We start from the raw sequence: 18,569 nt of genomic DNA on the forward strand, positions 1-18,569 counted from the left end.
ACACTTAATCGACCGGATAAGCGATGATGATGGAGAGCGGCTCGTTGCCGGTCTGCCGAATGCCGACCACGGCGCCGTCGTAGAGGTAGGCTGCCATGCCGGGTGTAAGTTCAGCTTCGACGCCATCGGAAATGACTACTCCGCGCCCCGAGGTCACGTAGTAGACTTCGTCGTGAGAGATGGGATGTTCTCCTACCGCCGCGCCCGGATCGAGAACGCGGCGGCGGAATTCCATGCGGCGAGGTTGGGGTGCCGCGTCACTTATGCGGTACGCAGTCGACATTCCGATCGCCCCATGGGGCGGGGCTTCGCGCACCATTACATCGGTTTCTCTGACCACGACCATCGGCGGCACGGCGGTCGGCTCTGCTTCAGGTACGGAAGCACAGCCTAACAAGCCGAAAACCGTCAGACAGACGGCAGATCTCATTGCTGCATCCCGCGGCTTTCCCGGTCGCGCGGGGAGAGATGTTCCTGCGCACCCTCTTTTTGCCCCGGATACATGCCAGAACGCGGTGTCATCGTCGTCAAATCCCAATCCTGTTCGCGAAAGGGCGCCTGCGTCATCTCGAACAAGGGGTAACCACCGACTTCGCTCTCGGCATCGATAATCTCGCCTCGGCCTTCCGCGATGAAGAACAGAACGCGTATCTCCATGGCGCTGCGATCCCACGGTCTGGCGCCCGATGTTGCCAGGAGTGTGGTCTCGACGTCTTGGGCGGGCATGATGTCGAAGCCGGAGAGGTCATGCAGCGGTTCCTGTCGCTCGATGATGTCCGCTTCGGTCACGCCGTATCTGCCGAACATCGGCAGATCGTTGCCATGCCGGTCGACCGCGATGTTGTCCCTGCCGTAATACAGCAGATCGCCCACGCCGCCGATCATGAGGAACGGAAGATTGTCGTCGGTACTGTTGCCGCCCCGCATGACGTTGCCGACAGCAGTCAGTTCCCCGTCGACCGGTTCGTGCCCCGCCCATTCGAGATCCATGAGATTGTAGTGAACTGCACGTAACTGCGGGTCGTAGATCAGGTTGTTGACCATGACAGCTGAAACACCGCCCTTCAGGAGCGGCGATCTTTCGACATGATGTGCCCAGATGTTGCGTTCGAAAACGATACCCGTGGCGTTATCGTGAATGAGAGAGCCTTTGGAATGCTCGCCCTTCGGATGAGTCGAATCGGCAAGGCCCTCTGCTGCGAGGTTTGAACGGAAGACGACATTGCGGCTCGTACCCTCGCGCCAGTCCTCCACCGTCTCGCCGGTGAACCGCGGCCCCGAGGCGGACATGTTTTCGTCGATGGCCCAGAAAAAGCTATTGTTTTCGATAAGCAGATTGTGCGCCGACCGGGTTGCAAAGGCGTCCGCTTCCCAACCGTGAAATTTCGGGAGACCGTCGCTTCCGACGACTACGCGAAGGTGCTGAATGATGACGTCGTTGGCATTCACGTCGATCCCGCCGCGCATCAAAGTAATACCGGGGGACGGAGCCGTCTGGCCTGCAATCGTGAGATCCGGTTCGGTTACCGTAAGCGAGGACAATTCAAGATCGATCGTGCCGCCCACCTCGAAAACGACGATCCTCGGTCCCTTTGCCGCGATCGCCTCGGCGAGGCTGCCCGGGCCATCCTTGTCCAAGGTCGTAACGCGAATAATTCTGCCGCCCGCGCCGCCATCCGTCGGATCGTTCGACTGCGCGACCACAGGGGTTGCGAACAATCCGAGGCATAACGCCAAGAGACAATTTGCCAGTAACTTCATTGTATTTTCCTCTCCACAGATTGGCATCTTGACAGCAAGCCGGGTATGGAGCAAGAAGAATTGACACCGGTTACCTAAAGCCGGGTTCGGGGAATTGAGGTGCTTGGGAGGGGGCGCGGCATAAGCCGCCCAATTTTTCTCTTCCAAAAAGACACCGGTGCCATTGGAGGAGGATACTATGAAGTTTTTGGTTTCCAAGCGAAGCGCCAAGGCGATATTGCTAGCTGGCAGCGCGCTCGCGTTTTCGAGCCCTGTCTTTGCGCAAGATGCCGGTACGCTCGACGACGACGAGGTCAGCGATGCTGCGTCGCAGTCATCGGCCGAAATTACGGAAGACGACAATGTCATCGTGGTTTCGGGCTTTCGGGAATCGCTGAACGCTGCAATTTCGGCGAAGCGCGAGGCGGTCGGCCAGGTAGACGTCATCGTGGCCGAAGACATCGCCAAGTTCCCCGATACAAACCTTGCCGAATCGCTTCAACGGATCCCCGGCGTCGCAATCGAACGCGATGCCGGCGAAGGCCGTCAGATCACCGTTCGCGGGCTGGGCGCGCAATTTACCCGGGTTCGTGTCAACGGAATGGAGACGATCGCAACTTCGGTCGACGGCGCATCGTTCAATCGTGACCGCGCTTTCGATTTCAACATTTTCGCTTCCGAGCTTTTCAACTCGATTGTCGTCAACAAGACGGCTTCCGCCTCTCTTGACGAAGGTTCGTTGGGTGCCGTCATCGATCTGAATACCGGCAATCCGTTGGCTTATGGTGCCGGACTCAAGTTCGTAGGTTCGGCTCAGGCGCGATACAACGACCTGAACGACGATTTGTCGCCGCGTCTCGCGGGCCTGTTGGCATGGAATAACGCCGACGAGACCTTCGGAGTTTCCGCTTCGGCCGCCTGGACGAAGTATGAAACGCCTGAACTGGGCAACAATACGGTTCGTTGGACCGATGGTTCAATTACGCAAAGGCCGGATGGTTCGTATTCATTCACCAACATTTTTAGAACCGTCGATGGTGTGAATTGCCGCGCAAATCCAACCGACGCTGGTTGCAATGAAGTGGCGGATGCATTCCATCCGCGCATTCCGCGCTACGGTCTCGTCAATCACGATCGCGAGCGTCTGGGCGCCACCGGTGCCATCGAGTTCCGCCCGAGTGACAGCACGGACATCGAAATCAACGCACTCTACTCAAATTTCAAGGAAGATCGTGACGAGTACTGGGGTGAAGTGCTGATCCGTTCCAACGAAAGCAGCATCGACCTAACCAACTATACGATCGATGGGGACAACAACGTCATTTCGGGCGATTTGACTAACGCCTGGATCCGCAACGAGCGTTATCATCGCGAATCCGAAACCGACTTCTATCAGGTATCGGGACAGCTCGAGCAGCGCTTCGGCGACCAGTTCGCTGCCACTTTGTTCGGCGGGTTCTCGAAGTCGGATGCGCAGATACCCGTCGAAACCACTATAATCTTCGATGATCGCGACGGGGTTTACAGCTACGACTATTCCGACATGCGCTTCCCGCTGCTGGTATTCGGCACTGATGTGACCAACCCGGCCAACTTTCAACTGGCCGAGTTCCGCGACCGCCCGAGTTCCGTTGAGAACAAGTTCAAGACCGTATCTCTTGATCTTGAATGGGAGCCGGTCTCCGGTCTGACGTTGTCGGCAGGGCCGTTTTATCGGCAATTCGACTACTTCACGACCGGTGCTCGTCGCGACAGCGTCTATTGCTCGGCCTTCTCCTGCGCAGCAGGGACTTATGGCGCTCCTGTGACGCAGGATCTGGCCGAGTTGTTCCAACTTGGCGAGGCAGGCCAGCCGGCTGGCAACACCAATTCGTGGATCGTACCCGATCTCGATGCGGCCGTCGCATTTCTCGACCTCTACAACCGGCCTGCCGTCCTTCAACAGGGCGATGAACGATCGGTCCAGGAGAAAACCAAGGGCGCGTATTTCCAGACGGATTTCGAAATTGACGAAGGGCTCCGGATCACGGGTAACTTCGGTGTGCGTTACGCTCACACGGATCAGTCTTCCCAAGGTTTCAACAACGGTCAGTTCGTAACCGTCGAACGGACCTATGACGACTTCCTTCCAGCAGTGAACATCAATGTCTTTCCGACTGACAACTTCATTCTGCGAGGCGCGGTTGCACAGGTCATAACCCGTCCTTCGCTCGGTTCGCTCACGCCGGGCGGTTCGGTCGACCAGTTCAACTTCCGGATTTCAACCGGCAACCCGTTCATCGACCCCTATCGGGCGTGGAACTATGATGTTTCCGCGGAATGGTATTTCGCGCCCGGCGCGATCCTGTCCCTCGCCGGTTTCGTGAAGGACATCGAAAGCTTCCCGGTCGGCAACTCCCTGCAGGTTACCTACGCCCAAAGCGGCCTTCCAACCTCGCTACTTACTTCCGGGACACCAGCATATGATGCTGTCGTAAATGGCACCAATCCAACCCGCGAATTCGAGTTCCGTACGACCACGAATGGCGAAGGTGCAATCATCAAGGGGCTGGAACTCGGCATGCACCTTCCCTTTTCGGTATTCTCAGATGGGGCCTTTTCCGATTTCGGCGTTCTGGGTAACGTCACCTACGTCGACAGTAATCAGGACGTCGAATTCCAGGGTGAAATATTCGAGACCACGTTCCCCGGCGTGTCCAAATACTCCGCCAACGGAACGGCTTATTACGACAATGGTCGCCTGTCGGTTCGTGTCTCCGGCGCTTATCGTAGCGACTACAACACCGGAAACAGCGGAAACGGCAATTTCCTCGAAGGTTTCGATTCCTCTTTCAATCTTGATGCGGCGGTCCGCTACAAGATTACCGATACCCTCGAACTCACGCTCGACGGCAATAATCTGACCGACGATTATCGCTATCGCTGGACCGACGATGTGGCTCGCCGCAACTACGAGAACAACCACTTCGGGCGCATCATCATGGCTGGCGTTCGCTTTGAATACTAAGGTAAGGTTGTAAAATGAAGGGCCCGCGCATGAGAAGTGATCGCCGATCGCTCCTGTGCGCGGGCCTTGCTTTTCCCGCGCTTCTGTCGGGGAAACTGGCGGCCCAGACAGCGCCGCCTTCAGCCAGCGAACCATTCGCAGGCGCGTTTGCTGATCCATCGGCAACGATCGACCTGTGGCCGTCCGGCGCACCGGGCATGCCAAGTGCGCTGCCGGTCGAAGAGACGACAGAACGATCGCAAGCTTCCGGCATTTCGGACCGCGCCGTCCTTGGCATTACCGTGCCGCGGCTCATGGTTTTCCGACCCGACCGGGCGAACGGGGCAGCGGTACTGCTGATGCCGGGCGGCGGATACAATCATGTCGTGGTCGACAAGGAAGGCTACGAGATGGGCCGCTGGCTTGCGGCGCGCGGCATTACCGCTTTCGTCCTCTTCTACCGCCTTCCTTACGACGGTTGGGCTGCCGGACCGGATGTCGCTCTTTCCGATGCACAGCGGGCGATGCGCGTGATTCGGCACCGCGCAGGTAGCTTCAGCATCGATCCGGAGAAGATCGCGGCGATGGGGTTTTCCGCCGGCGGCCATTTATGCGCCGATCTCGCCACGCGTTTCGCCGTGTCGACCTATCGACCGATAGACGAGGCGGATGGTCTTTCGGCTCGTCCCCTATGCGCTGCACCGATCTACCCGGTCATCAGCATGGATCCGGCGGTCGCTCATGCCGGTTCGCGCACGCGCTTGCTCGGTGACGTGCCATCGCGGGAACAGGAACTCGCCCATTCACCAGATAGAAACGTCCCGAGAGACGCTCCGCCGGTGTTTCTGCTCCACGCGGAGGACGACGATGTCGTTCCGGTCGAAAATGCGCTGCTCTTTCGGGCAGCCCTCAAGGCGCAGGGTATTCCGGTCGAGACCCATCTGTTCGAAACCGGCGGCCACGGGTTCGGCCTGCGTAGGGCCGTAGGCAAACCGGTCGAAGTTTGGCCTGAGTTATGGCTCGGCTGGGCGCGCAGCAGGGGATTTGTATGACCATGCGTCGCCGGGAAATACTGACGGGAGCGGGGGCGTTGGGTCTGACATCCTGCGCTGCTCCGATGACGGTAAGTTCCGTCGGAGAACGTGTCGAACCGTCGCAGGCGAGGACCTATCGCAGGGGGTTCGACAATCAGCGTATTCCCGATCAGGGCGACGGAACATTTCTCAATCCGATAGTCTCGGGCGATCGGCCCGACCCTGCCATCCTGAAGGATGGCGAAGACTATTTCATGACCTTCTCTACGTTCGATGCTTACCCGGGTCTCACGATCTGGCATTCGCGCGATCTGGTGAACTGGCAACCGCTCGACGCTGCCTTGACGAAGAACATCGGAGCGGTCTGGGCGCCGAGCCTGCACAAGGACAAGGGTCGTTATCTCCTCTACATACCGGTGAAGGCACAGCCCAATGACATCTTCGTCGCGTGGGCGGACGACATTCGTGGGCCGTGGAGCGAGCCGATCTCGCTCGGTTTGCCAAACCACATCGACCCGTGCCATGCGGTGGCGGAGGACGGCAGCAGGTGGCTGTTCCTGTCAGGCGGTGATCGCGTGCGGCTTTCCGACGACAATCTGTCGCTCGCCGGCGATGTCGAGCACGTTTACGACCCGTGGCGCTATCCTTCGGACTGGATCGTCGAAGGCTTTTCGCCCGAAGGTCCGAAGATACACCGGGTGAACGACTGGTACTACATGATCACGGCTGTCGGCGGGACAGCTGGACCGCCTACCGGACACATGGTGATCGCGGCTCGGTCGAAGTCGCTTCATGGTCCATGGGAACATCACCCCGACAATCCTCTGGTGCGTACGACGAGCATCGACGAAGCCTGGTGGTCGCGGGGACATGCCTCGCTGGTTCAGGCACCAGACGACAGCTGGTGGTCGTTCTATCACGGCTATGAAAACGGATATTGGACGCTGGGGCGCCAGTGCCTTCTGGATCCGGTCGAATTCACTGCCGATGGCTGGTTCCACATGACGGGCGGCGACCTGTCGCGGCCCATCCGCAAGCCCGCGGGGGGTGCCCCAGTCCCGCACGGAATGGCGTTGACCGACGATTTCACTGCCCCGCTGGAGCTCGGTAGCAAGTGGGCTTTCTTCAAGCCGGCAGACGACGAAGCCGATCGTGTTCGTAGCGGCGGGGGCGTCCTTGAATTTGCAGGAAAGGGAGATGCCCCGTCGAGCGGCTCGCCGCTCTTGCTGACGGCGGGTGATCGCTCCTACCGGTTCGAATGCGACATCGAGATCGCGCCGGGCGGGCGGGCGGGGCTGATCCTGTTCTACGACGACAAGCTATATTGCGGGCTAGGCTTTGACGAGGATCGCTTCGTTACGCATCAGTACGGCAGGGAACGCGCACGTCCGGCTAATCCGCATGGCGGCAGGATGCGCATGCGGGTAACGAACAGGCGCCATATCGTCGTCTACGATACGAGCGGGGACGGAGGGCGTAGCTGGACACGGTTCGACCGCGGAATGGAGGTCTCGGGCTATCATCACAATGTGCGCGGGGATTTCCTCATGTTACGACCCGGGCTGTATGCTGCCGGTCCGGGATCGGCGAAGTTTCGCAACTTCACCTATATGGCTCTCGATGACTAGAATGAGGGCTGAAGCCGAATGCACTCCATGAAGACGAAGTCTTTGCTGTCCCGGCGGGCGTTTCTTTCCGCGAGTGCGGCGCTCGGAGCTGCGAGCCTGTTGCCGGGTTGCGAGCCCGTCATGTCGGGCTTGCTGACGGGGGCGGACGCGCATCCGGGCGACTATCCCACCGTTCGCGCCGTGGAATTCATGGGCGAATATCTGGCGCAGCAGACCGGAGGCAGGCTCGGCATAAAGGTCTTCGCCGGGGGACAACTGGGAAGCGAAACCGACACGCTCGAGATAACGAGTTTCGGCGGCATCGACTTCAACCGGGTCAATTTCGCTCCGCTCAACTCGGTCGAGCCGATGACGATCCCGTTTTCGTTGCCATTCGTATTCGATTCGGTCGGTCACATGCGGCGCGTCGTCGACAGCGAAGTGGGCGACGAAGTGCTCGCGGCCATGGAGCCGCACGACCTCATAGGTCTCGCGATTTACGATTCCGGCGCGCGCAACTTCTACAACGCCCAGCGAGCAATCAGGACGCCGGCCGACATGGAAGGGCTGAAGATCAGGGTTCCCGCGTCGGACCTCTATATCGCGATGGTCAATGCTCTCGGCGCCAACGCGGTACCGATCCCCTTCGGCGAGATTTACCAGTCGCTCGCTCAGGGCGTCATCGACGGTGCAGAAAACAATTGGCCGACCTTCGTCGGAGAGCGGCATTACGAGGTGGCAGACTATCTGAGCCTGACCGAACATCTGCTAACGCCGGAAATGCTCGTAATGAGCAAATCGAGTTATGAAGGACTGTCGCCGGAAGATCGCCTGCTGGTCCGGGAGGCGGCGAAGGCATCGGTCGTCGAGATGCGACGCCTGTGGGACCAGCGCGTTGCGGAAGCGCGGCAAGCTGTCGCTTCCTCCAGCGTGTTGGTGAACGAAGTCGACAAGACCCCATTTGCTGCACTCATGCGACCGGTCTGGGATCAGTTCATCGAGACGCCCGCTCAACAATCGATAGTGCGAAGGATACTCGCAATGGGAGAAAGCGCCTGATGGCCGCGAAAATTTCCCGCTGGCTGATCGCATTTGGCTCGCTCGGCCTGCTTGCCATGACGGTCATCATCGGATGGCAGGTCTTTGGCCGGTTCGTGCTTAATTCGAGCCCGTCATGGACCGAGCAGGCATCACTCATACTGATGATCTGGTACGTGATGTTCGCAGCCGCGGCCGGCGTTTACGAAGGCTTTCACATCAGGATTGCGCTGATCGAAGAAAAGTTCGGCGAACGCGCCCGACCACTGCTCCGTCTTGTGGCCGTCATAGTAGCGTTGGTGGGACTGGTATTGCTCGTTTACGGGGCGCAGCTGTGCTGGGCAGTGCGGGGCAATGTCGTTCCTTCGCTCGGCGTCAGTCGCTCCATCGCTTACATACCCCTGCCGATTTCCGGTCTTCTCATGGCAATCTTTGCCCTTCCGCAGATATCGACCGGGCGTCCGCCCCAAGCCTCTCACGAAGATACGAGGACAACCTGATGGAACTGTTGGTCCTCTTTGGAGTGCTCTTCCTGCTGCTGGTCATCGGTGTACCGGTCGCTTTTTCCCTGCTCGCCGCATCGCTTGCCTGTTTCGCGACCATGGGCATTCCACCGATCGTGGCGGTACAGCGCGTGGCCGCCGGCATCAGCGTTTTCACGCTCATGGCAATCCCGTTCTTCATCTTCGCGGGCGACCTCATGTACCGGGCGGGGATCGCCGACCGGCTCGTTCGAGTCGCGGACGCCGCAATCGGCAGGGTGACCGGCGGACTGGGAATCGTGAATGTGGGGGCTTCGATGATGTTCGGAGCGGTTTCCGGTTCTGCCATCGCCAGCGCCTCTGCGATCGGGTCGAGCATGGTTCCGCTCATGAAGGACAAGGGCTATCCGGGCGATTATGCGGTGAATGTGACGGTCACTGCGGCCATCGTCGGGTTGCTCATCCCTCCCTCGCACAACATGATCATCTATTCGGCGGCATCTGGGATCGGAGTATCCATCGGCGACCTTTTCCTTGCAGGCGTCATTCCGGGTTTGCTGACTGGCCTGATGCTGATGCTCGTCGCCTGGCTGGTCGCAAAGAAGCGCGGTTTGCCGACGGGCTATTTCCCGGGCTGGCGCGAATTCATCCGCGCAGCCGCGTTCGCGATCCCCGGATTGATGACCGCCGTCATCATCATGGGCGGCATTCTCAGCGGCTTTTTCACACCGACGGAAAGTTCGGCCGTCGCCGTCATCTATACGATGCTCGTAGGAACTCTCGTTTATCGCAGCCTCGGATGGAAAGGCACCTGGGAGGCGGCGGCAAAGTCGGTGCGCACGGCCTCGATGGTGCTGTTCATCATCGCGGCAGCCACCGCGTTCGGGTTTGCGCTGGCTCTGCTGGAAGTCCCGGCGGCGCTGGCAGCCCTGATCGGCATCATCACCGACAATCCCATTCTCACCCTGCTGATCATAAACCTGATGTTGCTGGCGCTCGGCACCTTTATGGACATGGCGCCGCTAATCGTAATTACCACGCCCATCTTTCTTCCGGTTGCGATGGGAGTGGGGGTAGATCCGGTGCATTTCGGCATCATCATGATGCTCAATCTCGGCATCGGTTTGGTCACGCCGCCAGTCGGTTCGGTCCTGTTCGTGGGGTCCGCCGTCGGGAAGATACCCGTCACCACGCTCGTTCGGACGATCTGGCCGTTTTACCTGACATTGCTGGCCGCACTGCTGTTGACGACCTACGTCCCGGCGCTGTCCTTGTGGCTGCCGACAATGTGGTCGTAACAGCTAAAGCGTGACGCCGCGTTTCCAGATGGAGATGACCCGCTGCCCCGATCGTTCAGCGGTCGTCTGCTGCCCGCTCGCCACGTCGAGTAGATAGCGCGAGAAATCGTCCACTGTGCTGTTGTCGCTTTCGTTCAGGACGCGACTGGCATCGAAATCGATCCAGCTCGTTTTTTCTCGTGCGAGGCGTGAATTGGACGCGACCTTGACGGTGGGCACGGGAAATCCCAGCGGGGTTCCGCGACCGGTGGTGAACAGGATCAGCGTCGCACCTGCGGCAGCGAGCGCGGTAGAGGAAACAGCGTCGTTGCCGGGTGCTTCAAGCAGCGTCAGGCCGGGTTCCGATGCCTGACCGCCATAATCGATGACATCGACTAGCGGAACGCTGCCGCCCTTCTGTACGGCGCCGAGCGACTTCTCCTCCAAAGTCGTTATCCCGCCCGCAATATTTCCGGGCGAAGGGTTTTCCGACACCGGCTGACCCTGTTCGATGAAATACCGTTTGAAACGATTGAGAAGTTCACTTGCCTCGGAATGAACGCCTGCGTCTGCGGCACGGGCGAACAGCGCATTCTCCGCCCCGAATATTTCCGGGATCTCTGTAAGAACGAGTTTGCCTCCGCTTGCGCCCAACCGGTCGCTGAACCGCCCCAAAAGCGGATTTGCCGTCAGCCCGGAAAGAGCGTCCGATCCCCCGCATTTGAGACCTACTGTCAGCGCGCTGGCGGGTGCTTCCTCACGGCGCGATTTGGCCAGTTCTCCGGCAAGTTCGCGAATAATTCCAAGCAATCTTTCGCGTTCGTCGCCGGGGTCCTGCGCCAGCATGGTCCGCAATTTCGCGCGGCTTCGCTGGGGGACGCGGTCGATTAGTGCATCGAGCTGGTTGCTCTCGCAGCCGAGGCCCACCAGCACGACGCCGCCGGCATTGGGGTTGTCGCACAAGGCAGCCAGTATGTTGCGAGTTCCTTCGAGATCGTCTCCAAGTTGCGAACAGCCGTGCGGATGGCCGAACCCGATGACCGCATCGACTTCCTCAGCGTGAAGTGCGTTGGCTTCCCGGCCAACCATCTCGACGAGTGGCGCGACGCACCCGACCGTGGGCAACAACCAGATTTCGTTCCGCGTAGCGAACCTGCCGTCCGAACGAGCGTAACCCTGCCACGTGTCGAGCGGGGCGACGTGCGATCCCGTTCCGCTGTGCTCGTAATTACCGTAATCGACTTCTCCCACGAGAGCAGTCGCAAGGTTGTGTGAATGAACGTGCTGGCCGGTGAGAATGTCCTGCTTGGCGAGCCCGATCCGTTCTCCATAGCGCAGGACAGCTTGTCCGGCCGGGTGATCGCTCAAGGCGATCTTGTGACCTGCGGGAATTGGTTCGAGCGTTCTCAGCGACTTTCCGCGAACCGAGATTTCTTCGTTCTCTTCGAGGTCGTGCATCGCGACGGCTACGGTGTCGCGGGGATGCGAGCTCCATATGGCCGGCAGGCTCTCAGTATTGCGGTGTTGGGCGAGTGCGTTCATCTTGCTCGTTCGGGACAGGGGTTGATTTGGTCGGCAAAGGGTCTCAATGAATTGACACCGGTTACCATAGGCCGAAAGCTGACGAAAAGCCAGTGCGACGGAGAAGCACGATGACGAAGCCGCTAAAATTGCATGAAGACCGCCTGTTTCCTTCGCAGCCGAAGGTTCGCGACATCGCCCGCGCGCTTTATGCCGAAATCGCCGACCTGCCGATCATCAGCCCGCACGGCCATACCGATCCTTCGTGGTTCGCTAGGAACGAGCCGTTCGGCAATGCGACCGAGTTGCTGCTGCAACCCGATCACTACCTGTTCCGGATGCTCTATTCGCAAGGGATCGCCTTGGAGGACCTTGGGATCGGGGGGCATGATGCCGATCCGCGAGCGGCATGGCGGATACTGGCCGAGAACTACCATCTCTTTCGCGCGACACCTTCGCGCATCTGGCTGGACTGGGTTTTCAGCGAAGTGTTCGGCATCGACGTTCGGTTGGACGGAGAAACGGCGGACTTTTACTACGACACGATTACCGATGCCCTGCAGACCGATGCCTATCGCCCACGGACCTTGTTCGAACGCTACGGTATCGAGGTGCTCGCCACCACGGAAAGCCCGCTCGACACTCTTGAGCACCATCTAGACATCAATGAGAGCGACTGGGACGGCCGCGTCATTACCGCCTATCGACCCGATCCGGTGGTCGATCCGGACTTTGAGGGCTTTGCGAATAACCTCAAGAAATTCAGTGAGTTGACTGGCGAAGATACTGCGACTTGGGCGGGATATCTAGCTGCGCACCGCAAACGTCGGGCCTTTTTCAAGGAAGTAGGAGCGACGTCGACGGATCATGGTCATCCGACAGCCGCGACCGCGAACTTGACGTTTTCAGAAGCAGAGAAACTGTTCGACAAGGTCCGCAACGGCGCAGGATCCGCCGAAGATGCCGAGCTTTTCCGCGCCCAGATGCTGACGGAAATGGCTGCCATGAGCCTCGACGACGGGCTCGTGATGCAGATCCATCCAGGCAGTTTTCGCAATCACAACCGGCAGTTGTTCGAGCGTTTCGGACGGGACAAGGGTGCGGATATTCCGATGCGGACGGACTATGTCCACGCCCTCCAGCCGCTGCTGGACAGGTTCGGAAACGAGGCCGACCTGTCGATCATCCTGTTTACGCTGGACGAAAGCAGCTACGCCCGCGAATTGGCACCGCTTGCCGGGCATTATCCTTGTCTGAAGCTCGGTCCGGCATGGTGGTTTCACGACAGTCCGGAGGGGATGCGCCGGTTCCGCAGCATGACGACGGAGACCGCAGGCTTCTACAATACGGTCGGCTTCAATGACGACACGCGTGCGTTTCTTTCCATTCCGGCGCGGCACGACGTCGCCCGGCGGATCGATTGCGGATTTCTTGCGCAACTCGTCGCCGAACATCGACTGGAGGAAGACGAAGCTTTCGAAGTCGCGAGAGAGCTTGCCTATGGCCTGGCGAAGAAGGCGTACCGCTTGTGAGGCTTTCGAGCGAAACGCTCGCCGCGCTGCCCGCCGAGATTGACCGGTTCGCCTACGACCGGGCCGAGCAGGAGGTCGGCATCGTGCATTACGGCATCGGCGCCTTTCATCGCGCACATCAAGCCTGGTATACCGATCTGGCGATGGACCGGGGCGATTGCGACTGGATGATTTGCGGCGTGTCTATGAGGTCTAAGGAGGTCGCAAACAGCCTCAATCCGCAGGACGGCTTGTACACGCTGACCGCTCGTACGGGTTCGACTAGCATCACGAGGGTGATTGGTTCCGTTCGCGAAGTCCTTTTCGCGCCGGATGAGGCTGACGCGGTAGTGGACCGGATTGCTGCCCCTGCGTGCCGCATCGTCAGCTTCACCGTGACCGAGAAAGGATATGCCCGCGCCTTCGATGGAAGTTTGGACATCGAACTCGCCCGTCAAAGTTTCTATTCAAGCCTTGCAAGGGGCTTGAAGCGCCGGATGGACAGCGATCTGCCGGGGGTGACGCTTCTCTCCTGTGATAATCTGGCCGATAACGGCGCCCTTCTTTCGTCGTTGGTGCGCGAATGGATAAGGACCGAATGCCCCGAACTCGAGGACTGGTTCGAAAGGAAGTGCACGGTTCCTTCGACCATGGTCGATCGGATCGTTCCCCGCACCTCGCCCGCTGATGTTTCGACGCTGGCCGACACGATGGGAATGGAGGATTTGAGCGCAGTATTTACCGAGCCCTTTAGCCAGTGGGTCATCGAGGATGAGTTTGCGAACGGTCGGCCAGCTTGGGACTCAGTCGGAGCGCAACTCGTCGAAGACGTGCAGCCCTACGAGATGGCAAAGCTGCGCATCTTGAACGGCGCTCACTCTTTCCTCGCCTATGCAGGACTTCGCGAAGGCCACGAATTCGTTCACGAGGCTATTCGGGACCCTGCATTAAGAGAGCAGACAGAACGCCTCATGGAAGAGGCGGCATCCACCGTCGATGCGCCATCAGGGCTCGATCTGGCGCAATATCGGCAGGACTTGATCGCACGCTTTGCCGAACCCTCCATTCGTCACCGTCTGAGCCAGATCGCCATGGACGGCTCGCAAAAACTACCGCAAAGATGGCTCGATACGGCTCTTCAATACGTCCGAACTGGCAAGGAACCGAAATTCTTCCCGGCAGCACTCGATTGCTGGCTCTGGCATCTGGAGGACGGACGATATGTCGACGATCCTCACGGTGAAGAACTAACGCGATTGATGCAGGCGGAAGGCCGCAGCAGCGTCATCGCGCGCTGCTTTTTCGGCAGTGACGAACGACCTGCCCTCTGGCACGGATATAGCGAGCTCGTATCAAAAGCTTGAGTTTCAGTTCACGTCGGATGAGATGCGCCGCTTTGGTGGGATCAAGATCCGATAGATTACCATATCAGGCCGGTATCAAATGTCTGAATCATCTCAGCAGACGCGGAATAGCGATTCCTGTTGACTAAATTGTCAGACAAAAGAATGACGCCGTTGCAGGCAATCCAGGCTGCGACCCGTAACGCTGCCGACGCGCTTGGTCAGTCGGGAGAGGTCGGCGTCATCGCGCCCGGAGCATGGGGTGATCTTATCGCGGTCGAAGGCGATCCTTTGAGCGATGTCGGCGAACTTGCGGATGTCGATGCGGTCATCAAGGCAGGCCGCCGGATCAAATAGGACGACGCGGTTGTGCCAGTAGGCGATACCCGGCGGATGATCGCGGAGATGGCTCCGGTGCTCTCGCGCACCCACTACGTGTTCGCGGAGACGAAAGATGATCGGCTGCTCACTCGCGCCTTTGACCAAGCTTTCGCGGTAATCAGGGAAGACGAGGCGACCACACTGGTTCTACCGATCGTCGGGGCTGGCAAACTCGGAATTGACACCAAAGAACTGGTCGAGTTTGCGCGAATTATACTCAGCGTCCATTCCGACCTCGAAGGGGTCGGTCTGACCGCCGCTGTCAGCACCGAACTCGCTCGCTGCGGCATTGCTTGCAACGTTATCGCAGCCTCACGGCACGACCATATCTTTGTTCCTGCCTGCGCAGCTGAAGAGGCGGTCGAGCGACTTGAACAGCTCGCGAAAGACTGGGGCAGGGACTGAGTCTCGAAGGCCTACGGTGTCGCGGTGGCGTCTGGGTTGTTCAGCTCTGGCTTGCCGCCGCAATCCATTCGTTCAGTGATGGCGTCACGAAACATCAATATGTAGCGGGAGCGATAATGTTCGACCGGTTTGGGAACGACACCGATCCGAATAGGCGAGCCGATATAATCGTATCGGAGGCCGTCGGAGCAGTAAGGTGGCGGAGACGGAGGGATTCGAACCCTCGATACCCGTTAAAGAGTATGGTTCCTTAGCAGGGAACTGGTTTCAGCCACTCACCCACGTCTCCGCACGAAATGCCGCTTCGTCTGTCGCGAACGCTGCCGAACTCGGAAGGGCGCGCTATAACCATCGCGTTGGCGGCCCGCAAGGACTCTCTTCGACCATCCTTTCCCAAGGGTGTCAAAGTCCTGCACTCATCCGTTCGCCGCGAAATAGATTCGGTTCATCGCCGCTTCATTGCCCGAGGGACTAATTAGGAATCTGCATGGACCGTGGGTCATCGAAAAGTTTTGAAAGGGAGCGACCGCCATGAGCGGATCATTGGGTAAAGTTCGCTATTGGGCACGAGGAACGCTCGCGGCTGTAGGGCTCGCGCTGACGCCGCTGTCAGCAATGGCGGCGCATGCCCAGTCGATCGAGACGATCGATCCCGATAACGGCATCGATGCCGACCTCGACCAGCCTGCGCAGGAAATACCGCCCGCTTACGAGAGCGATCCGATCGAAAACACCTGGTCCTATCCCGAACAGGCCGAGCCGCAGCAAACCGTTCCCCCGGCGCAAGATTATACCGGTGACCCCGCAGCGCCCGCGGCCACCGTTCCCGCGCCCGAAAATGCTTCGGTCACCTACAAGGAGGACGACCTGATCGGTGCAGCCGAAGGCGTTTTCGGCAAGGGTGCCGAAGGTCTGGCCCGGCTGATCGAGGATCTGCTTGAAAAGCAGGGCGAACCGAACGGCTACATCGTCGGCCGCGAGGCGGGCGGGGCGTTCATCGTGGGCGCTCGCTATGGATCGGGCACGCTCTTCCACAAGGTTGAGGGCAAGATGCCCGTCTACTGGACCGGCCCTTCGATCGGGTTCGATGCGGGCGCGAATGCGGGCAACACCTTCGTGCTCGTCTATAATCTCTACGATACGGAAGAACTCTACGAACGCTATCCGGCGGGTGAGGGACAGGCCTATGTCGTGGGCGGAATGACGGCGAGCTACCTGCGCAAGGGTGACGTCGTTCTGATCCCGATCCGCGTCGGCGCGGGTCTGCGGCTCGGCGTCAATGCCGGCTACATGAAGTTCTCGAAGAAGCAGCGCTGGCTGCCTTTCTGAGCCAATCGGACCCTGCCGACCTTAAAGAATTGATTGCCGGATAATCGGCGGTTTGCCTCTTGCAGGGGCCGAGGAGCCGCGCCATTGCATCGCGCCATGCTCGACCGCCTTGAACCTCAATCGCCCGACGCCCTTCTGGCGCTCATCAAACTGCACGCCGCCGACGAGCGAAGCGACAAGATCGACCTCGGCGTAGGGGTCTACCGCACGAAGGATGGCGACACGCCGGTCTTTCGCGCGATCAAGGCTGCCGAGCGAAGGCTGGTCGAGAAACAGAGCAGCAAGTCCTATCTCGGTCCCGAGGGTGACATGGGCTTCGTGCACGCGCTCATGCCCTATGTTTTCGGTGACGATGCCGTCTATGGTGAGCGCATCGAAGGGATGCAGACACCCGGCGGGACGGGTGCCGTCCGGCTCGCTGTCGCTCTCGCCCAGCGTGGCGGCGTCGAGGCAGTGCATCTTGGCATCCCGAGTTGGCCGAACCACGCGCAGATCCTTGCCGATATCGGAATGGAGACGAGGACGTTCTCCCATGCGCGCGACGACGGCACGGCGGATATCGAGGCAGTGCTGGAAGTGATCGCAAAGGCGACGGCGAAGGAAGCGATCCTGCTGCATGCCTGCTGCCACAATCCGACCGGCATCGATTACACGAACGATGAATGGGACCGCATTGCGGACGCATTATCGCGCAGCGAAGTCTTTCCGATAATCGATTCGGCCTATCAGGGGCTGGGGCGTGGCATGGAAGAAGATGCCTACGGCCTGCGCCGGGTCCTCGACAAGGTTGAGGAAGCGATGATCGCCTATAGTTGCGACAAGAATTTCGGAATGTATCGCGATCGCGTCGGTGCGCTCTACGTCATGGCGAAAGAGAGCGCACAGCTTGATACCGTGATGTCCAACCTCAATGCGCTGGCCCGCGCAAGCTGGTCGATGCCGCCCGATCACGGTGCTGCGGCGGTGCGCGAGATCCTGTCCGACCCGGAACTATCGAAGGACTGGCTGGCCGAAGTCGAGGAGATGCGGGAGAGAATGCGCGAAGTGCGCGGGATACTCGCGGACGCAGGTGAGGTCGGATCGCTCGATCTTGCGCCGCTCGGCGAACAGAATGGCCTGTTCTCGGTCCTGCCACTCGACAAGGACCAAATCGCGCGGTTGCGCAGCGAGCACGGCATCTACATGGCCGGGTCGGGCCGCATCAACGTGGCGGGACTGACCCGAGGCAATATCGACAAGTTCATCGGCGCTCTGGCCGACGTCGCGTCCTGATCAGTTAGCGAGCGCCTGCATTCGCTTAAGGTAGCGGGCCATCATGTCGATCTCGAGATTGACGCTATCGCCCTGATCGAGCCTGCCGAGCGTCGTCACTGCGCCCGTATGCGGGATGATGTTGAGCATGAAATGCACGCTGCCGTCCGCCCTGTCCTCGACGTCGTTCACGGTCAGTGACACCCCATCTACGGTAATCGAACCCTTCGGCGCGATGAAGGCGGCGAGCTGCTGCGGCGCTTCGATGACGAACCGCGTCGAATCTCCGACACCAGTTTTCGAGATGATAGACCCCGTAGCATCGACGTGACCCGTCACGATGTGCCCGCCGAGTTCATCGCCCATCTTGAGAGCGGGTTCGAGGTTGATCGGGGCGCCTTCTTCCCAGTTGCTTGCAACCGTATGCGCACGCGTTTCGTCGGAGACATCGACGGCAAACCAAGCATTGCCGGGTTCTCCGCCACGCTCGACCACGGTCAGGCAGACACCGGAGCACGCAATCGATGCGCCGATGTCGATCCTTGCCGGATCCCAAGGCGCAGCGATGCGCAAGCGCGTGTCGCCACGTGCTTCGTTCGACAGGACTTTTCCGATGGCAGTGACGATACCGGTGAACATGGGCGGGGCGTGATCTCCTTCGGGC

The 18,569-nt window shown here is 59.6% G+C and carries 16 protein-coding genes and 1 tRNA gene; 12 read left to right on the forward strand and 5 right to left on the reverse strand.

What is annotated here, in order from left to right; genetic code table 11:
- Positions 1-4: 4 nt before the first annotated feature.
- Entirely contained in the window at positions 5-346 is a 342-nt protein-coding gene (locus GRI38_RS00175; RefSeq protein WP_237487389.1) for a cupin domain-containing protein, read from the reverse strand.
- Between the two features lie 80 nt (positions 347-426).
- Positions 427-1,761 (reverse strand): pectate lyase family protein, encoded by a 1,335-nt coding sequence (locus tag GRI38_RS00180; protein WP_160681029.1) that lies wholly within the window; start codon positions 1,759-1,761, stop codon positions 427-429.
- A 178-nt stretch (positions 1,762-1,939) separates the two neighbouring features.
- Here GRI38_RS00180 and GRI38_RS00185 point away from each other — a divergent pair, with 178 nt between their 5' ends.
- From GRI38_RS00185 to GRI38_RS00210, 6 genes are read left to right on the forward strand one after another with little or no spacing between them, the layout of a single operon-like run.
- Entirely contained in the window at positions 1,940-4,747 is a 2,808-nt protein-coding gene (locus GRI38_RS00185) for a TonB-dependent receptor (RefSeq protein WP_160681030.1), read from the forward strand.
- 29 nt (positions 4,748-4,776) lie between these two features.
- The gene (locus GRI38_RS00190) at positions 4,777-5,778 is read left to right on the forward strand and encodes an alpha/beta hydrolase (protein ID WP_160681031.1); all 1,002 of its coding nucleotides are present in this window, start codon (positions 4,777-4,779) and stop codon (positions 5,776-5,778) included.
- On the forward strand, positions 5,775-7,388 hold the full coding sequence (locus GRI38_RS00195; protein WP_160681032.1) for a family 43 glycosylhydrolase: 1,614 nt from the start codon (positions 5,775-5,777) through the stop codon (positions 7,386-7,388). Before GRI38_RS00190 ends, GRI38_RS00195 begins: the two co-directional genes overlap by 4 nt.
- A 27-nt stretch (positions 7,389-7,415) precedes the next feature.
- Positions 7,416-8,426, forward strand: coding sequence for a TRAP transporter substrate-binding protein (locus tag GRI38_RS00200; protein WP_160681033.1), 1,011 nt, complete (start codon positions 7,416-7,418; stop codon positions 8,424-8,426).
- Positions 8,426-8,905, forward strand: coding sequence for a TRAP transporter small permease (locus GRI38_RS00205; RefSeq protein ID WP_160681034.1), 480 nt, complete (start codon positions 8,426-8,428; stop codon positions 8,903-8,905). The genes GRI38_RS00200 and GRI38_RS00205 overlap by 1 nt, the downstream gene beginning before the upstream one ends.
- Positions 8,905-10,185 (forward strand): TRAP transporter large permease, encoded by a 1,281-nt coding sequence (locus GRI38_RS00210; RefSeq protein WP_160681035.1) that lies wholly within the window; start codon positions 8,905-8,907, stop codon positions 10,183-10,185. The genes GRI38_RS00205 and GRI38_RS00210 overlap by 1 nt, the downstream gene beginning before the upstream one ends.
- Positions 10,186-10,188: 3 nt before the next feature.
- Here GRI38_RS00210 and GRI38_RS00215 read toward each other — a convergent pair whose 3' ends face one another.
- On the reverse strand, positions 10,189-11,706 hold the full coding sequence (locus GRI38_RS00215; RefSeq protein ID WP_160681036.1) for a UxaA family hydrolase: 1,518 nt from the start codon (positions 11,704-11,706) through the stop codon (positions 10,189-10,191).
- A gap of 110 nt (positions 11,707-11,816) precedes the next feature.
- On the opposite strand from GRI38_RS00215, the gene uxaC reads away from it, so the two are divergent.
- From uxaC to GRI38_RS00235, 4 genes are all read left to right on the forward strand, one after another.
- Complete coding sequence (uxaC, locus tag GRI38_RS00220; protein WP_160681037.1) at positions 11,817-13,217, forward strand: glucuronate isomerase; 1,401 nt, start codon at positions 11,817-11,819, stop codon at positions 13,215-13,217.
- Complete coding sequence (locus tag GRI38_RS00225; protein WP_160681038.1) at positions 13,214-14,560, forward strand: mannitol dehydrogenase family protein; 1,347 nt, start codon at positions 13,214-13,216, stop codon at positions 14,558-14,560. The genes uxaC and GRI38_RS00225 overlap by 4 nt, the downstream gene beginning before the upstream one ends.
- Before the next feature lie 144 nt (positions 14,561-14,704).
- Positions 14,705-14,896 carry an amidohydrolase family protein gene (locus GRI38_RS00230; RefSeq protein WP_160681039.1) on the forward strand — a complete coding sequence of 64 codons (192 nt, stop codon included), beginning with the start codon at positions 14,705-14,707 and terminating at the stop codon, positions 14,894-14,896.
- A gap of 36 nt (positions 14,897-14,932) precedes the next feature.
- Positions 14,933-15,325, forward strand: coding sequence for an ACT domain-containing protein (locus tag GRI38_RS00235; protein ID WP_160681040.1), 393 nt, complete (start codon positions 14,933-14,935; stop codon positions 15,323-15,325).
- 197 nt (positions 15,326-15,522) lie between these two features.
- Here GRI38_RS00235 and GRI38_RS00240 read toward each other — a convergent pair.
- Positions 15,523-15,614 (reverse strand) — tRNA-Ser (locus GRI38_RS00240).
- Positions 15,615-15,856: 242 nt separating this feature from the next.
- On the opposite strand from GRI38_RS00240, the gene GRI38_RS00245 reads away from it, so the two are divergent.
- Both GRI38_RS00245 and GRI38_RS00250 read left to right on the forward strand, forming a co-directional pair.
- Positions 15,857-16,654, forward strand: coding sequence for a DUF1134 domain-containing protein (locus tag GRI38_RS00245; RefSeq protein ID WP_160681041.1), 798 nt, complete (start codon positions 15,857-15,859; stop codon positions 16,652-16,654).
- Between the two features lie 96 nt (positions 16,655-16,750).
- The gene (locus tag GRI38_RS00250) at positions 16,751-17,926 is read left to right on the forward strand and encodes an amino acid aminotransferase (protein WP_160681042.1); all 1,176 of its coding nucleotides are present in this window, start codon (positions 16,751-16,753) and stop codon (positions 17,924-17,926) included.
- Here GRI38_RS00250 and GRI38_RS00255 read toward each other — a convergent pair whose 3' ends face one another.
- Complete coding sequence (locus GRI38_RS00255; protein ID WP_160681043.1) at positions 17,927-18,544, reverse strand: riboflavin synthase; 618 nt, start codon at positions 18,542-18,544, stop codon at positions 17,927-17,929.
- Positions 18,545-18,569: the final 25 nt, after the last annotated feature.

It is taken from the genome of Parapontixanthobacter aurantiacus, assembly GCF_009827635.1.
In the GTDB taxonomy this organism is placed as follows: Bacteria; Pseudomonadota; Alphaproteobacteria; order Sphingomonadales; family Sphingomonadaceae; genus Parapontixanthobacter; species Parapontixanthobacter aurantiacus.

Coding starts and splice junctions, on each gene's coding strand:
- GRI38_RS00175 (WP_237487389.1), bottom strand. CDS start 346: ATGGTCGTGGTCAGAGAAACCGATGTAATGGTGCGCGAAGCCCCGCCC.
- GRI38_RS00180 (WP_160681029.1), bottom strand. CDS start 1,761: ATGAAGTTACTGGCAAATTGTCTCTTGGCGTTATGCCTCGGATTGTTC.
- GRI38_RS00185 (WP_160681030.1), top strand. CDS start 1,940: ATGAAGTTTTTGGTTTCCAAGCGAAGCGCCAAGGCGATATTGCTAGCT.
- GRI38_RS00190 (WP_160681031.1), top strand. CDS start 4,777: ATGAGAAGTGATCGCCGATCGCTCCTGTGCGCGGGCCTTGCTTTTCCC.
- GRI38_RS00195 (WP_160681032.1), top strand. CDS start 5,775: ATGACCATGCGTCGCCGGGAAATACTGACGGGAGCGGGGGCGTTGGGT.
- GRI38_RS00200 (WP_160681033.1), top strand. CDS start 7,416: ATGAAGACGAAGTCTTTGCTGTCCCGGCGGGCGTTTCTTTCCGCGAGT.
- GRI38_RS00205 (WP_160681034.1), top strand. CDS start 8,426: ATGGCCGCGAAAATTTCCCGCTGGCTGATCGCATTTGGCTCGCTCGGC.
- GRI38_RS00210 (WP_160681035.1), top strand. CDS start 8,905: ATGGAACTGTTGGTCCTCTTTGGAGTGCTCTTCCTGCTGCTGGTCATC.
- GRI38_RS00215 (WP_160681036.1), bottom strand. CDS start 11,706: ATGAACGCACTCGCCCAACACCGCAATACTGAGAGCCTGCCGGCCATA.
- uxaC (WP_160681037.1), top strand. CDS start 11,817: ATGACGAAGCCGCTAAAATTGCATGAAGACCGCCTGTTTCCTTCGCAG.
- GRI38_RS00230 (WP_160681039.1), top strand. CDS start 14,705: ATGACGCCGTTGCAGGCAATCCAGGCTGCGACCCGTAACGCTGCCGAC.
- GRI38_RS00235 (WP_160681040.1), top strand. CDS start 14,933: ATGATCGCGGAGATGGCTCCGGTGCTCTCGCGCACCCACTACGTGTTC.
- GRI38_RS00245 (WP_160681041.1), top strand. CDS start 15,857: ATGAGCGGATCATTGGGTAAAGTTCGCTATTGGGCACGAGGAACGCTC.
- GRI38_RS00250 (WP_160681042.1), top strand. CDS start 16,751: ATGCTCGACCGCCTTGAACCTCAATCGCCCGACGCCCTTCTGGCGCTC.
- GRI38_RS00255 (WP_160681043.1), bottom strand. CDS start 18,544: ATGTTCACCGGTATCGTCACTGCCATCGGAAAAGTCCTGTCGAACGAA.